Annotated in this window: 14 protein-coding genes; 7 read left to right on the top strand and 7 right to left on the bottom strand. The window is 41.2% G+C overall.

Features of this window, described 5'->3' with window-relative positions; all coding sequences use genetic code 11:
- Positions 1-139: 139 nt before the first annotated feature.
- From JMX13_RS01465 to JMX13_RS01435, 7 genes are all read right to left on the bottom strand, one after another.
- A complete protein-coding gene (locus tag JMX13_RS01465) occupies positions 140-2,245 on the bottom strand; it encodes a DUF3987 domain-containing protein (RefSeq protein WP_201609073.1) in 2,106 nt (701 codons plus the stop codon).
- The gene (locus JMX13_RS01460) at positions 2,238-2,438 is read right to left on the bottom strand and encodes a hypothetical protein (RefSeq protein ID WP_201609071.1); all 201 of its coding nucleotides are present in this window, start codon (positions 2,436-2,438) and stop codon (positions 2,238-2,240) included. The genes JMX13_RS01465 and JMX13_RS01460 overlap by 8 nt, the downstream gene beginning before the upstream one ends.
- Positions 2,431-2,691, bottom strand: coding sequence for a hypothetical protein (locus tag JMX13_RS01455; RefSeq protein ID WP_201609069.1), 261 nt, complete (start codon positions 2,689-2,691; stop codon positions 2,431-2,433). Before JMX13_RS01455 ends, JMX13_RS01460 begins: the two co-directional genes overlap by 8 nt.
- Entirely contained in the window at positions 2,688-2,924 is a 237-nt protein-coding gene (locus JMX13_RS01450) for a helix-turn-helix domain-containing protein (RefSeq protein WP_201609068.1), read from the bottom strand. The genes JMX13_RS01455 and JMX13_RS01450 overlap by 4 nt, the downstream gene beginning before the upstream one ends.
- A gap of 2 nt (positions 2,925-2,926) precedes the next feature.
- A complete protein-coding gene (locus JMX13_RS01445) occupies positions 2,927-3,166 on the bottom strand; it encodes a helix-turn-helix domain-containing protein (protein ID WP_201609067.1) in 240 nt (79 codons plus the stop codon).
- Between the two features lie 95 nt (positions 3,167-3,261).
- Positions 3,262-4,230, bottom strand: a complete 969-nt coding sequence (locus JMX13_RS01440) for a hypothetical protein (RefSeq protein WP_201609066.1) — start codon at positions 4,228-4,230, stop codon at positions 3,262-3,264.
- A gap of 128 nt (positions 4,231-4,358) precedes the next feature.
- Complete coding sequence (locus JMX13_RS01435; protein WP_201609065.1) at positions 4,359-5,684, bottom strand: tyrosine-type recombinase/integrase; 1,326 nt, start codon at positions 5,682-5,684, stop codon at positions 4,359-4,361.
- 355 nt (positions 5,685-6,039) lie between these two features.
- Between JMX13_RS01435 and JMX13_RS01430 the strand changes: the two genes are divergently transcribed.
- The 7 genes from JMX13_RS01430 to JMX13_RS01400 all read left to right on the top strand — a co-directional run bounded on the left by JMX13_RS01430 (position 6,040) and on the right by JMX13_RS01400 (position 15,182).
- Positions 6,040-6,537 (top strand): peroxiredoxin, encoded by a 498-nt coding sequence (locus JMX13_RS01430; RefSeq protein WP_201609064.1) that lies wholly within the window; start codon positions 6,040-6,042, stop codon positions 6,535-6,537.
- A gap of 72 nt (positions 6,538-6,609) precedes the next feature.
- Complete coding sequence (locus JMX13_RS01425) at positions 6,610-8,121, top strand: dihydrolipoyl dehydrogenase (protein ID WP_201609063.1); 1,512 nt, start codon at positions 6,610-6,612, stop codon at positions 8,119-8,121.
- A gap of 91 nt (positions 8,122-8,212) precedes the next feature.
- The gene (locus JMX13_RS01420; RefSeq protein ID WP_227686164.1) at positions 8,213-9,421 is read left to right on the top strand and encodes a mechanosensitive ion channel family protein; all 1,209 of its coding nucleotides are present in this window, start codon (positions 8,213-8,215) and stop codon (positions 9,419-9,421) included.
- A gap of 258 nt (positions 9,422-9,679) precedes the next feature.
- A complete protein-coding gene (locus JMX13_RS01415) occupies positions 9,680-10,207 on the top strand; it encodes a peroxiredoxin (protein ID WP_201609060.1) in 528 nt (175 codons plus the stop codon).
- 439 nt (positions 10,208-10,646) lie between these two features.
- Positions 10,647-12,944: a bifunctional 23S rRNA (guanine(2069)-N(7))-methyltransferase RlmK/23S rRNA (guanine(2445)-N(2))-methyltransferase RlmL gene (rlmKL, locus tag JMX13_RS01410; RefSeq protein WP_201609059.1), complete on the top strand. Its 2,298-nt coding sequence runs from the start codon at positions 10,647-10,649 to the stop codon at positions 12,942-12,944.
- 330 nt (positions 12,945-13,274) lie between these two features.
- Entirely contained in the window at positions 13,275-13,850 is a 576-nt protein-coding gene (locus JMX13_RS01405) for a TerD family protein (RefSeq protein WP_025650997.1), read from the top strand.
- Between the two features lie 264 nt (positions 13,851-14,114).
- Positions 14,115-15,182: a DUF475 domain-containing protein gene (locus JMX13_RS01400; protein WP_201609058.1), complete on the top strand. Its 1,068-nt coding sequence runs from the start codon at positions 14,115-14,117 to the stop codon at positions 15,180-15,182.
- Positions 15,183-15,408 lie beyond the last annotated feature (226 nt).

Below are 15,408 nucleotides of genomic sequence, written 5' to 3'. Positions count from 1 at the left end.
AAAGGCAAACAAGGAAAGTTAGCAGCTGGTTAGCTTTTGACTTTCCCCACTTGCCTAGTAGGTTAATATTTAGGAAAGCTGGCTAGTGCATGCATGGCAAGCGTTCTAGTTATCGTTTTCCTATTTTCCTAGCTTTCCCTTATCTAGCCTCTAATAACTCAGGTCTTACTTGTATGGTTCTAGCCCTGCCATTGGTTATGATCTTAATATAGCCCTCGCTTTCTAATACCTCAGCTATCAATTCAAAGTTATGCTTTTGCCGTAAATGCTTAGGGGTAACTTTGCTTTGAGCCGTTGAGTAAGCCAGTTCTTTAATAGATTGCCTATTACAGTATTTCACTAGCCAGCTGATTAGCTTTTGAGCGTCATTGTCACCAGCTTGGGGTTTGTCCGTGTATCGCATGCGTTCGCTTATAGAGTAGTCAGTCAATTTTGATGCTCTATGTATATCATCAGCTGATATAACGCGTCTACCATCAAAGTAAGCGAGTATTGAGGCGATACGGCTAGCATTTTCATGTAAGCGTCTGGCATAGCTTGCGTATTTCTCTAACTTACCACCTTTGCATAACTGGCTTTCTTTATCGGTTTGATAATTGGCTAAAGCCTTTCTAGCCTGCCTATCCTTAAAGGGCATATTAAAGCGGATAATATTGCCCTCATTATCTCTATCTACACTATCAGCAATGGGGTCTAGCAGCGTTCTGCACCTTTGCCAGTAAGCCTGCAATCTTGGGTCTTGCTCGGGTTTAGCGTCTAGCCGTTCATCAGTGTTATAAACTATCTTACCGTTCATATTGTCAGGAAAGGCAAATAAAAAGCGAGGTAACAATCCTTGACCGTTCATAGCCTCATCATTTAACGCTGGTGCGATTACTGGTGGCTGTCCTTGCAAGTCTAGGATAAACCTAACCCCATTCATGCTGTTTTGCTCTATGGTGTCATATCGAGGGGATAGCAGCCTATCAAACGAGCCACTACTCCATATGTCACATATCTGGCTAATGTTACTTTTGGCGGTGTCACTGGTTAAGCTATGACCACTTAAAAATAGGGCTGCCTCAGCCGTTGACCATGCTATATCGGTGGTATTACCGATCAGCATATTGTCTAAAAATCCTTGGATAGTGCCAGACTTAACCAAAAGTATCGTTTGCTTAGGCTTGGGGTTTTCAAGTAACCATAGCTCTAAATCTTTTTTTGGGGTGCTGGCTTTTTGCGCAAGCCATTCATCTAGCAAAGTTCGGTATTCTTTGCGCTTGTCATTTTGATAACTGAATAGCTCTTTATGGGTAAAGTCTACCGTTCTGCTTTTACCGCCTCCGCTTTCTGCCTCAGTGAGTAAAAATAGCGAGGCTGGCATAAACTTATTACCTAACGCATAAGGGGCGTTAATATATTGCTGAATAATAGTACCTAAAGCCCCTAGCATGCATTGACCTGCCATTGCTGGCGGTACTTGTGCATGATAGATAATAGCCGTTAAAGCATCTCTTAGTACTTGCCCATCTTTGCCCCATGCCTCTACTGGATAGGGTGTGGCTTTGGTGTGTTGGTCTGCAATATCGCCTAGCTTTTCCCATGCCTCCGCTAATAAGTCTTTTATGATCGTGTCAGGGTCGCTCAAAACATCATCAAGCGTCTGGTGATTGTCAAATGATAGCAGCAAGTCAAAAGTAGTAATAATAGCTTTGACGTTTACTCCTAGCAGTGGCTTTGTGATCTCATCTTTTTTATCTATGGTAGCAGTAACGATAACTTGCTTAACCTCAGCAAAATGCTTGACCATATTATTAAAATGAAAGGGGTTAATACTCACTAAAATAGTGACGTTTAGCCCTTGGCTGGCTAGCTGCCTGTATAGCTCTATGCCCTCAGCTAGGCTCTTTACTGCATACCATTCACTATCTAGGTTAAGACTGCCAATAACAAAAGCGCATGGCTGGCTTGGGTCGGTTACCTCTATAGGTTTATCACTATTAGGCGTGTAAATACCGATATTGGCTGGCTGGTGCAAGTTATTGCTTAATACCATAGCCACCTTGCCAGCGGTATTAATAAATTCACCTGCTACACTAAAAGTATCATCAAACTGTCTTAGCTTATCGCCTTGACCTAGTGCTATAAGGCTGGTTAATACTTCATCATTTGCTATAATCTTATCTGTAGTTTGCTTTGAAATGCCTAGTAAATTGCTTAGCCCCTTGTCATCAGCTTGGGGCTTTGCTTTGTCTGTATTACTCATGATTACCCCCTCGCTGCTCATAAGTTACCCCTTGCTCTTTGGCTTGCTGGCATGATGGTATAAGTAACAATGAAAATAAAATTGTCATTAGCAGCATGTAAACGATAAAAGCACGGTTAATATACTTGCGTTGCTGAGGCTGTCTGTGTGCTTTGTCACGGGCTTTTAGCTTGTCTTTGTTATCTTTACTCATAGCGCGTCACCTCCATTTCAGGCGTTGATAACACACTGTCCATCTGTTCGCTTGCATCAGTGGCAAATAGTGAGTCCCTAAACAATGCAGCTATGACTGCTTGAATAACGCCTTGAGATACGGGGTCATTTGTCTGCACGGCTTGCAATGCCATAGCGTAATGTTCGGTATCAATTGACAATAAAATTAGCTGCTCGTTGATATGCTCGAGCGTGTCCGCTATCTTCAATAATCTATCGTTTGATTGGCTCATGATTGCACCCCATTAGCTAGATTATCCGTATCAATCCAATAGACGTTCCAGTGCTTGCCGTCTTTATCTACTCGCTTGCGCTGTATGGTTAAGCCTGTATTTTCTAGCTGATTAATGCGAGTGGGTAGCGTGGCTATTCTATAAAGTTCGATAGCTTGCCAGCGTGTGATTGATTGGCCTGTCAAAAGATGATCTTTAATGATTTGGTTTTGAGTGCGTTTTGGCTTATCCATGACTATATCCCCTCATTAGTAGCGTTTAGATAGTCCACAATGTCGCTACCTTTGAAGTAGTAAACGCCATTGATAGATAACGGCTTTGTTATCGTGCCAGCTTTGATCCAGCGTCTAATGGTTTCAGGGTGTTTTTGGAATACATCGGCTATCTGCTTAACCTGATATAGCTCTTTTGGGTTCGCTAATAGGTAAGCTAGGTTTAGCTTATTGAGGGGTGCTGCGTGGGTAGTGTTAGGCATTGCCTTAACTCCTATTCAGTTGATGAAAGTTGTTAAGGCTTATTGTGCGGTGTGGGGTGTTGTTATAAATTAAAGTTAATTAATTAAAGTTAAAGTTAGGATTTTTTCAGAGGTTGCTTGTAAAGAATGTCCGTATATTCTTGAATAGACTCGCTGATTTTAGCTATATTGGCTTTTAATCCATTAGTATCTTCATCAGCTATTTTTAAGTCATCAATTGCAAACTGATAAATAGCTTTGCTGATTTGAGTAGCATTTGGTTTGTTGTCGCCAATGGTATAGGCGCTAGATTTACTGGCAAGTAGTAAAGCTAAAATCGCTATCAGCTTTCTATCTTGTGATCTGCTATTTAGCGGTTCATTATCATGGCTTTCTTTGTCCTGTTTAGCTTCTTTAATATCCTGTGGTAGAAGTTCACCAGTAGCTATACGTTCAATTGCTGCTCTAATTCCTTCATAGTTAAGTGACTCATGTGCTACAGGCTTATATTTATCATTAATAGAGAGCAGTTTTCTTTCTTTTAACATTTCCTCATGCTTAGATAGACTGTCATTAATTAGCCTAAAAGCTCTTACAGGCATATCTAGGCTCATATCAGTTAACTTTGCCGTCACTGAGTCGCATAAATAAACTACATAGTTATATTGATGGGCCTCGTTAAAGTCAAGGTTATCTATATATTCAAGATCCTCTAAATCATTAATATTTAGATAAAAGCTATTATTTACTACTTCATATTCATCGTACTCTAACGTTTCTTTGCCTTCATGATGATATTCGTGGTTGTTTAAGTATTCAATATAAAAGTAATAACCATCTATGCTGATTTGATTAAAAAGATCATCTATATTCTTATCAACTCCATCTACTTGTACGCCTTTATGTATTCGATAATGCTTATCGACTTCATAAGAATTTATATCCTTATCAAAACCATTGTATAGCAGCCATGAAATAACAATTTCAACTGGTTCTTTCAACTTAAACGCTAAATAAAGAATAAAATCATCAATAAATACGTGATCTCTTCCAAAATCTTTTTTTGGCTTATCCATTAATCCCATAATCATGCCTTACTTGTTATTCATACCTTAGTTAAAAATAGGTGCAAGGCATGCCAGCCTAAGGCATGAAATGGCTGGCGTTCGGGTAATTAATCCTAGCCTTGCATGGTCATTGTAGCAGTAGTGTTTTACCCCTGCTTTTGTGCTTTTTGTTTAAAATCTGCATGAATAACATTATCAAACTTACCAGCCTTGATAGCGTCTAGGTAGTTGGCCCATGCTGTCATCATTTCGGCTCTTTGCTCTAAGCCTGTCATGCGATTGTATGCAGTGCCATAAGCGTTAAGCATGCGGTGACCTAGTGCCAATTCGGTTATCAGTTCATCGTAACCTAGCCGCTCCATTAGCATGGTTTTTGCTGCACTCCTAAACCCGTGTGGGCTATGAATGTCCTTATAGCTTTTGCCATTATTCATTAAATCACTATTCAATACTTTATTAATTTCTTGCGTATGATGGTAAGGCTCTTTTATACGCCTTGGATTATGAAATACATAGTCGCTATCACCTGTTAGCGGTTGCATCTGCTCTAATATGGCTATGGCTTGCGGTGCTAATGGTATAACAATATTTTCCACCATGTCGGCCCTAGTCCCTGATTTTTGCGGCTTAAATTCCCATTGTCTTTTTAGCCATTTAATATCCCCCCATTTCATCATGCAAGCGTCACCAACTCGAACAAATGTAAGGGCCAATAGCTGCAATACATGCTTGTTATATAGCTGGCTTGTATCGTCTAGCTGGTCAATGTCTTTTAGCAGTTCGGCAAATTCTTTGGGGTCTGTTAATGATGGGTAGTGTTTAGGCTTGTGAGTTTTAAGAGTGCCTTGCAAGTCGCTGGCTGGGTTGTACTCAATAACTCTATGCTTTTTAGCTAACTGTAGAATACTTTTTAACAAAATTTTGACTTGTAGGCCTTTAACGGGGCTTGTCTTTTGTATGTCAGTTATGAATTTTATAACCATACTGGGTGCTATTTCTGTAACCCTTATATGTCCTAAGTGTTTTTTGATAGGCTTTAATAATATTTCATTGTTATATAGTGTCTTAGGGCTTAAGTTTTTACTGTCCTGTAGTGTCTGCCATTCATTTATAAAGTGATCCAGCGTATTGAGCCTATCTAATAGCTCGTTTTGCTTTTCCATTTCTTTATGCTCTAAGGGGTCTATGTCCTTAGCTAGCAATGTCATGTTATTTCTATACATATCTTTAGCATCAGCAAGGCTTAAGGCTGGGTATTGTCCTAGCGTCATGTAAGGGCGTTTGCTTGTTATTGGGTGGGTATATCTATGTCTAAAATCTACTGCAGCATCTAGGCCGTTCTTATGTGGTCTTATCCGTACTTCTAAGCCTTTATAACCAGCGATGGGGTAACTAACAACCTTGCCAGCTTGGATAGTGTCTTTAATAGACTTTTGAATTTGCGAGTCTAATTTAATCGCTTTCTTGGTCATATCTGCTTGCCCCTTTCATAGTAGCCAATTTGGTAGCCATTTTGCTAATACTGGTAGCCACCTTGGTAGCCATTTTAAATGCTTTATATCGTGGCATAATGTTGCACGTTGTTAGCTATGATATAGCCAAATCCAATGTATATCAAGGTTTTATAGGGGTTATGGCAGTATTTTTATAATCTCTTATTTGTTGAAGTGGTAACTGATAACATTAAAAAAGACTGGTCATTGCCAGTCTTTTTTGTTGCGAATGAATAAGTGAAGTGTAAAACTGGCTAGTTATTGCGATGAATCTGCCTATAATAAGACCACTGAGCATAATATACGCATAAGCGAAACTAATAAGGATTTTATAATGGCCAAGCCGACTACCGAGACTATTGCCCTACCCGATTTTCCAGTCACCATCGTACGCGAGCTTGACGGCAACTTTATTCATGACGATATCAGCCTAAAAGAGCTGGTTACTCATACCGATAAAGGACTGATTCTCTATTTTTATCCCAAAGACAATACTCCAGGCTGTACAACCCAAGCGACAGATCTTACCGCGCGGCTTAATGAATTTGATGAATTGGGCTACGATATCATCGGTGTCTCGCGCGATAGCGTTGAATCTCACGAAAAATTCATCGCCAAGCACAATCTGCATATTCCACTTATTAGTGATAATGACGAGAAATTGTGCCAATACTTCGATGTTATTAAAGAAAAAAACATGTATGGCAAAATCAGCTTAGGTCTTGTACGTTCTGCCTTTGTCTTTGATAAAAATGGCACCCTTACCCATGCGCAGCGCAATCTGAGAGCAGCAGGCTATACTGATCGTTTACTTACGACGCTAGCAACCTAGTTTTATTAATGTTTTTTTGATAATTTTTAAAATCTATCCTCTACGATAAAATCCTCCTTATTTGAGAATAATATGAATAAACAGCCTGATAGCGCTGCTGATAATAGCAACAGTAAAAAAGTGACACGCAATGTATCGGTTGCAGTCATTGGCGCCGGTACTGCCGGCCAAAACGCCTTTCGCCAAGCCAGAAAATTAAAAGACGACGTCCTGATTATTAACGATGGATTTTGGACGACTACCTGTATCGCCGTCGGTTGTATGCCAAGCAAGCTCCTGATTGCCGCCGCTGACCGAGCCCACGATGCCAATCATTCTGGCGAGTTTGGTGTGCATGCCAGCGCGCAAATAGATGGTAAACAAGTCATGGAGCGCGTACGCGCAGAGCGTGATCATTTTGCCAGCTATGTTGAGGAGCAAGTAGAGAGTTGGCCTGCAGAGACAAAAATAGCCGGTCGCGCGTATATCAATAAACAAGGCTTGATTGAGGTCAATGACGAGCTGATCGAAGCGGATAAAATCATTGTTGCCACTGGCAGCTCAACCTTTATCCCAGATGGTTGGGCTGATAAGCTTGGTGATACCTTACTTACCTCCGATAGCGTCTTTGAGCTACCCGATTTACCAAAGTCATTGGCTGTGGTTGGTGCAGGCGCCATCGGCTTAGAGCTTGCGCAAGCCTTTACTCGTTTAGGCGTCGACGTTACTTTATTTAATCGTGTCAAACGCGTGGCGGGTCTAAAAGACGATGACATTAGCAATAAAGCCATTGATTGCTTAGGTCGTGAGTTGACCATACATTTGGGTAGTAACATTACCGACGTTGGCACTCAAGTAGATGCAGATAATAAAGACTCAAATGAAGGCTCAGTTGCCTTTATTGATTATGAAGATAGCGCCGGTCAAACGCAGCAATGGCAAGGTCAGTACGTTTTGGTCGCCACCGGTCGCCGCAATAATATCGATGCACTTGGCATTGAAAACCTAGGCGTTGAGCTTGATGATAAAAATCGCCCAAAACAGCTTGATAAAAAAACCGGTAAAATCGGTGATTTAGAAGTCTATATCGTTGGTGATGCCAATGCCAATCTCCCTTTATTACATGTTGCCAGTGATGAAGGTTTTAGCGCGGGTAGCATGGTTTGTGAAAATAACCAAGATGCTCATATCCGTCCGCCTGCTACGCCATTTTCTATCGTATTTTGCTCACCGCAAATCGTTAATGTCGGCATGTCGCTACCTGAGATCCAAGCAGACTCAGAACTTGAACATGTCATCGGAAGTGTGAGCTTTGACAATCAAGGACGCAGCCGCGTGATGGGTGTCAACTGCGGTTTATTGCATATTTATGGTTGCAAAAAGACAGATAGAATCTTGGGTGCAAGCATGGTTGGCCCAGATGCTGAGTATATCGGGCATATATTGGCCATGGCGATTACCAATGATATGAGTATCAAAGACATGCTTGATACGCCTTTTTATCATCCGACGATATTAGAAGGCTTGCGTACCGCATTACGTGACGTGCAGCGACTGATGAAGATACCTTATCAATCGCATGATACCCAAGAGGGTAATTTTTAAACATCTGTTTGGCTGAGTGCTTTAAGTTAATTTACAAGCAGATTTTTTATTACCCATCTTATTTAGCCCTAAACTTTGCATGGATAAAATAATGGCAATCGCTAGTATTACTGACTTCTTTCAAGAGATTGTTCGCGACCTACATACTAGCCTATACCTTGCTATTGGCGGCACCATAGATGAAGACTCTTTAGATTGGTCAGCTAAATCGGTAGAATTGGTGAGTACGGGTATCAAAATCCTCATACTGCTGGCGGTATTGGGGTTTTTTTATTGGCTTGCGATTTATATTGTCAAAAAAAGCAAAACCAGAATCCGCCTAAATGAACGCCGGTCTAAAATTGTTCGCTCAGTGCTGCGCTATATTTGGATTGTGACCAGCTTGATAGCTATCATGAGCCAGCTAAATTTTGAGCCGGAGACGGTCAAAGCTACTGCCAAAGCCAGCACTTGGGCGGGTATTTATTATGTGCTGTGGACATCATCAGGGCGAATTATTCATAAAGTCCTGCAGCATTATGGTCTGAACGCTTCTATTGAGCAGCTGCTTAAAAATATTTTATCTGTGCTGTTATTGGTCTTAGGACTTGCCAGCGTCATGGCACAATTTGGCTTCGATATCGTTTCATTGGTAGCAGGTTTGGGTATCGCTGGTTTGGCGGTCGGCTTTGCTGCTCAATCTACGCTTGCCAACTTTATAGCTGGCATTACTATCTTGCTTGAGCAATCGTTTCAAGTGGGCGACTGGGTCAATATTAATGATAATGAAGGGCGCGTCGTGGTTATCGCTTTACGGACGACCCATGTCTTAACCCGCGACAATATCACCGTTATTATTCCTAACTCAAACGTTGCATCCTCTGTGGTCACCAATTTAACCTCAAAAAACTTTATACGCTTTGATATTCGTATGCGTATTGCTTTTGAAGATGATATCGAGAAAGCGCGCGAAGTGATTTTGCAGGTATTGGCTGATAGCGAAGTGGTGCTAAAGCGCCCTGAAACGTCAGCGACCATCGACGAAATTGGCGAATATGGTGTATTTTTTATCGTGCGTTTTTGGGTCAAGCCTGCGGCGGTGGCGCGTATGCCGAAAATTAAAGAAGGCTTACGAGAGCATATAAAAAGTGCCTTTGATGCGGCAAACATCTCCACGCCCTACCCGCATATGCGCCTGCTGATGCCAAAAGATGTCGATTATCCTATTGCCACCAAACCCTTTGCCACTACTACCCAGTTGGTTACAGAAGAGGTATCGTTAAAAACAGAAGAAGTATCGTTAAAAAAGGATGATAAATAACGTTTTATTAAAGCGTGTTCCTAATCTAGAGAAGTAAGTTTAAAAGCCTTAAACGACAGAGACTACTTCAAACATAGCTCTCTAGGATATGAGCAAAGCAGCTAACGTAGCTTGTAAGGTCTAAAAAAAGCTCATATATTTTGATAGCTTATATCGCGAATATACCCTTACAGATTTGCTTATGGATTGCTATAACCATTATTATATAAATGCAGCATTTTTAAAACAAAAACACAATAACCTAAATCGGAGTAAATAATGATTACCCATGTACCTGATATGACTTTCAAAACTCGTGTTCGCGATGACTCTATCGGAGGAGACAACCCATTCACATGGTATGACCTAACAACAGATGAGTTATTTGCCAATAAAAAAGTGGTTGTGTTCTCACTACCAGGTGCCTTTACGCCAACATGTTCGACCAGCCATCTACCGCGTTATGAAGCGCTTTACCCTGAGTTTAAGGCGTTAGGCATAGATGAAATCGTTTGCATTTCTGTCAATGATGCATTCGTCATGTACCAATGGGGTCTAAAGCAAAACCGTGAAAACGTTTTCTTGCTCCCTGATGGCAATGGTGAATTCACTCGTAAAATGGGCATGCTGGTTGATAAGAGCAATCTTGGCTTTGGTATGCGCTCATGGCGTTATTCGATGCTTGTCGACAATAAAGCCATCAAAAAAGTGTTTAAGGAAGCTGGTTTTGACGACAACTGCCCAACAGACCCGTTTGAAGTATCAGATGCAGATACCATGTTAGCGTATTTGAAAAGTAATGCTTAATTACACTCCTTAAGTACAATACTTAAGTACATTGGCTCTTGACTGATATTGTCAGGGGTCGATAGAGGCTCGAATACTGTCGAACGGCTTAGTCCTCAAATATAAGGGCTAAGCCGTTTTTTTATGGTTTTTTACAGGAATCTCTATCACTGAGCGGTTTTTTTTCCTCGCTTGACTGCAATTTATCTCATATTTATTACCATTTTTAAAATGAGGACATGCTCTAGATTAAAAACCAATAATGAGCCATTTTTTTAATCTCACCCTAGATAGCCATGCTTTTAATAATGCCTTAAAGGCAAAATTTTAAACCTCATCTTTTAATCAAAGCCACTTAAACCATCCATAGCGTAATTATGGTAAAATTAGCGGTTAAACATCTTATTTTATGATGTACTTTATTTATCAATATTTATCAATTTAGCCCACAGGTATCCGTATGACCGAAACAACCACGCCCAACTCCTTACCAGCCGCTACAGCAGAGTTGTCGTTTGACCTTATTATTACCTGTGCCGATGGGCTTGAGGCACCGCTACAAACTGAGCTGACCAGTTTCGGTATTGCAAGCGAGATCAAGAGTACCGGTCGTTTGGCAGTCACCGGTACATTGCGCGACCTATATACCATTTGCTTATGGTCGCGGGTGGCATCGCGGGTATTGATGCTGATTAAACGCAAAAATATCAATGCCGAATACGATGTGGCAGAGCAGCTTTATGGTTTGGCAAAATCGGTCGATTGGACGCAACAATTTAGCTTAGAGCAAACGTTTGCGATTCGTCTATCGGTTGATAAACGTGTGGCCGTCAGTCAACAATTTGCCATGCTGCGTATCAAAGATGCGATTGCCGATACCTTTAACGAAATCTATGACAGCCGTCCTAACGTCGATAGTAAGAACCCAGATTTTTCCGTGTTTGCCACGGTCAATGACAAGCAAGCTGAGCTGTATTTAGATTTATCAGGCACCAGTTTGCATCGCCGTGGCTACCGCGTGGCCATGACTGAAGCGCCATTAAAAGAGAATTTAGCAGCGGCGTTGCTCTATAGCGCAGGTTGGCATAAGAAAAACGAACAAGGTGATGCGCCTTTCTATAATGCCTTAATTGACCCGATGTGTGGCTCAGGCACCTTTATCATTGAAGCATTGCTGATGCATTGCGATTATGCCGTCGGTATCGATAAAGCCGCCAATCAATTTGGTTTTTACGAGTGGCAACATCATGACGATGTGTTATGGAAACAAATGATTGATGATGCGCAAATGCGTTTTCGTGAAGCATTAGAAATTATTAACGAACAACCAGATACTTTGCCACTGATTTTAGGCTTCGATGCCGACAGCGGTGCGATTTTGGCGACAGAAAAGAACTTAATTGCCGCAGGTTTGCAGGATTTATTACCACTACTTGATCTTGAAACCCGCGCCCTTGACCGACTCAGCAGCATCTTAAAGCCATTGGCTGATGATGGTCGATTGAGCAATCCTTTAATCATCACTAACCCGCCTTATGGTGAGCGTTTGGGTGATGAAGAAATGATTAAACCTTTATACCAAGCGATTGGGCTGATTTTACAAGACAGTTTTGCGGGTAGTGATATCAACCCAATGCTCGGAATCTTGGCGGCCAATGTAGAACAAGTGGACATCTTGCCGATTAAAGAGCCAAAAACCTTACGTTGTCATAATGGTGCTATCACGGTTTATTTCCGCTATGGCACCTTGATTGCTGGGCAAACGGGTAACCTGGTCAGTCGCTTTGAGAAGCGTGAGATTGAAGTGGAAGAAGGACAAGACTTCATCAACCGTTTGCAAAAGAATCTTGCCAAACTGAAAAAGCTGGCTAAAAAAGACACTGTCAGTAATTTACGCGTTTATAATGCGGATTTGCCCGATTTCAAAGTAGCGGTCGATTTATATGGCGATTATGTGCACGTGCAAGAATACGCACCACCAAAAACCATTCCACCTGAAACGGCGAAAAAACGCTTTAATTTGGCGTTAATGGGTATCCGTGAAGTGTTTGGGATTAACCGTGAACAAATCTTTATCAAAACTCGCGCGCGTCAGTCTGGTAATGACCAATATAGCAAGCAAGGCAATACGGAAAAGCGTGGCAAGTTCTATGTCGCTCGTGAAGATGGCGCGTATTTCTATGTCAACTTTACCGATTATCTCGATACGGGTTTGTTTATTGATCACCGTAATATGCGCGCCCGTATCAAAGACAACAGTCGTAATAAATCCGTACTGAACTTATTTGCTTATACCTGTACGGCAAGTGTCCATGCGGCTTTAGCTGGCGCGAAAAAAGTCACCAGCGTTGATTTATCACAGAATTATCTCGATTGGGGCAAGCAGAACTTTGCCTTAAATGGCTTAAATGTCAGTGGCAATAAATATCAATTCGTCGCGGCTGATATTTTTGAGTGGATTAAAGACAATACGGAACAATTTGATATTATCTTTATCGATCCACCAACCTTTTCGAACTCGAAAAAGTTCCAAGGTACCTTTGATGTCCAGCGTGACCACTCTGCCATTATTAATCGTGCAATGAATCGCTTGACCGCTGATGGTATTTTGTATTTCTCCAACAACTTTACCCGTTTTGAGCTCGATGAGCAGTTAACTGAGCGCTATGACGTTGTTGATATCACCCAAAAAACCATTGGTTTTGATTTTGATGTTAAAAAGCCAATTCATCAGAGCTTTGAGATTCGCCATCGTTAAGGCTTATAGTTTAGGTTTATAGATGCTTATAAAGGTTAATCAGCGCATTTAGGCATTGTTTTCTAATGTGAATATCGTATTCGCATTTAAAAACAGTCTTTTATAGTCAGTCTTATCGTATACATAGCCGTACACATAACAATGACCCAATCAGCTTTGATTGGGTCATTTTTTGTTGCTATGATAGAGCGTCACTAAATACTAGCTAGGTAATAGCTAAGCAACTGTGAAGCGTAGATTTACGAGCGCTTTAATCCCACTATTGCGATTGTTTTTATTTATATAATTAACCATCAAACCCTTAATCACTCTAATAACAAGGATAACCCCATGGCTTTATCACTTAATAAAGGCGGTAACTTATCGCTTACCAAAACCGACCCAAATTTAACCAAGCTACTTATCGGTCTTGGTTGGGATGAGCGCGCAACGTCTGGCGCTGAATTTGATTTGGATGCCAGTGTATTTTTACTCAGCACGGCGGGTAAAGTACGCGGTGACCATGACTTTATCTTTTACAACCAGCTTAAATCTGACAATGGCGCGGTTGAACATACCGGCGACAACCGTACTGGTGAAGGCGATGGTGACGATGAAGTCGTTAAAGTAAACCTAACCCAAGTACCTGCTGATGTCGATAAAATCGTCGTCACGGTGACCATTCATGATGCAGCGGCTCGTAGCCAAAACTTTGGTCAAGTCGCCAACGCTTTTATCCGTGTTGTAAACGAAGAAACCGGCACGGAAGTGGTACGTTTTGATTTAGCAGAAGACTACTCTGTTGAGACGGCAATGGTATTTGGCGAAGTCTATCGTCATAATGGTGAGTGGAAATTCCGCGCCGTTGGTCAAGGCTATTCAGGTGGCTTGCAAGCCATGTGTCAGCAGTATGGCGTCGATATCTAAATTGATATTTAGCCCGTGTTAACAGCTTTAACTAGACAATAAACACGTCCAAAACTTAAAGTTATGCTACATCACTATGCGCTGTGATTATGACTGTAAAATGTGGTTGCAAAATAGTCACAATTTTCAGTCGTTAAATGATTGGTAATGCTTTATGTTTCGTTTAAAATTATGCAAAAAAAGCGGTTAGCCATAACCGCTTTTTTTGTGGTTAGTGTCTATAATAGACCGACCTTAGCTTTATGCAACCAGACAGGATGTGTCATGAGACATTTTTATTTAGACTTTATCTTCACAGCCATTGCCCTAGCGGTCGCGGCATGGTGGGGATATTCACATGGCGGTATGGGCGGTATGATAACCACCTTATCTATTACCGCTATTTTGGCCGTCATGGAAATTTCATTATCGTTTGATAATGCGGTGGTCAACGCTTCAGTCCTTAAAGGCTGGGACGAATTTTGGAAAAAGATATTTTTAACCGTTGGTATTTTAGTCGCCGTCTTTGGTATGCGCTTGGTATTTCCTATCGTTATCGTTGCGGTCACTGCTGACTTGGGTATTATGCAAGTGGTCGACCTAGCGCTAAACGATCCTAAAGAATATTCAGCCAGATTATTGGCGCATCATGCTGAAATCTCAGCATTTGGTGGTATCTTCTTATTGCTGGTGTTCTTGAACTTTATCTTTGACGATAAAGAAGTACATTGGTTTGATTGGCTTGAGAGCCGTTTGGCAAAACTGGGTAAAGTCGATGCCATGAGCGTGTTTGTAGCGCTTATCGTGTTGATGATTGCGGTATCATTTGCCAATCCTGAACAGTCAAATGCTGTCTTAGTCGCCGGTATTTGGGGTATTTTGGTATACCTTGGCGTACAAGTGGTTTCGGGTATGCTTGAAGGCGACCTTGAAGCAGATTTAGAAAATGAAGAAAATGGCTCGGGCGCTGCAGCGACCAGCGCAATTATGAAGGGCGGTATTATCGGCTTCTTATACCTAGAAGTTCTTGATGCTTCATTCAGTTTCGATGGTGTGATTGGCGCATTTGCGATTACCAATGACGTTATCGTGATTATGCTTGGTCTTGCAATCGGTGCGATGTTTGTGCGTTCGATGACTATCTTCTTGGTCGATAAAGGCACGCTTGATGAGTTTGTTTACCTTGAACACGGCGCGCATTATGCCATTGGCGCTTTAGCTATCATCATGTTGTTATCGGTGAAATTCCATGTACCAGAGATTATCACTGGTCTGATTGGTATTGCGTTTATTGGTTGGGCGTTTGTCGCTTCACTCAATTATCGTAAGCGCGAAGCGAAGTCGATTACTTAGTCTTAATTTTAGTTTAATTTTTACTACTAACTTCAAATTAAGTAAAAAGAACTTTGATAAAAGATATTAGCAATGACAGGTTATATAAAGCAATTGGTATAACCTGTTTTTGTATCTGTATTTGCATACTCTGAATAATTGAATGTTTTTGAATAATTAGCTAAATCTTCGGCGTTAATTTGAGTTTATATACACATTTGATGCATGAAAAACACCTTACCAATAT

Source organism: Psychrobacter immobilis, assembly GCF_904846285.1.
Classification (GTDB): Bacteria; Pseudomonadota; Gammaproteobacteria; order Pseudomonadales; family Moraxellaceae; genus Psychrobacter; species Psychrobacter immobilis_D.
Note: the sequence above shows the minus strand (reverse complement) of the source record. Positions and strands in the feature narration are given on the sequence as shown.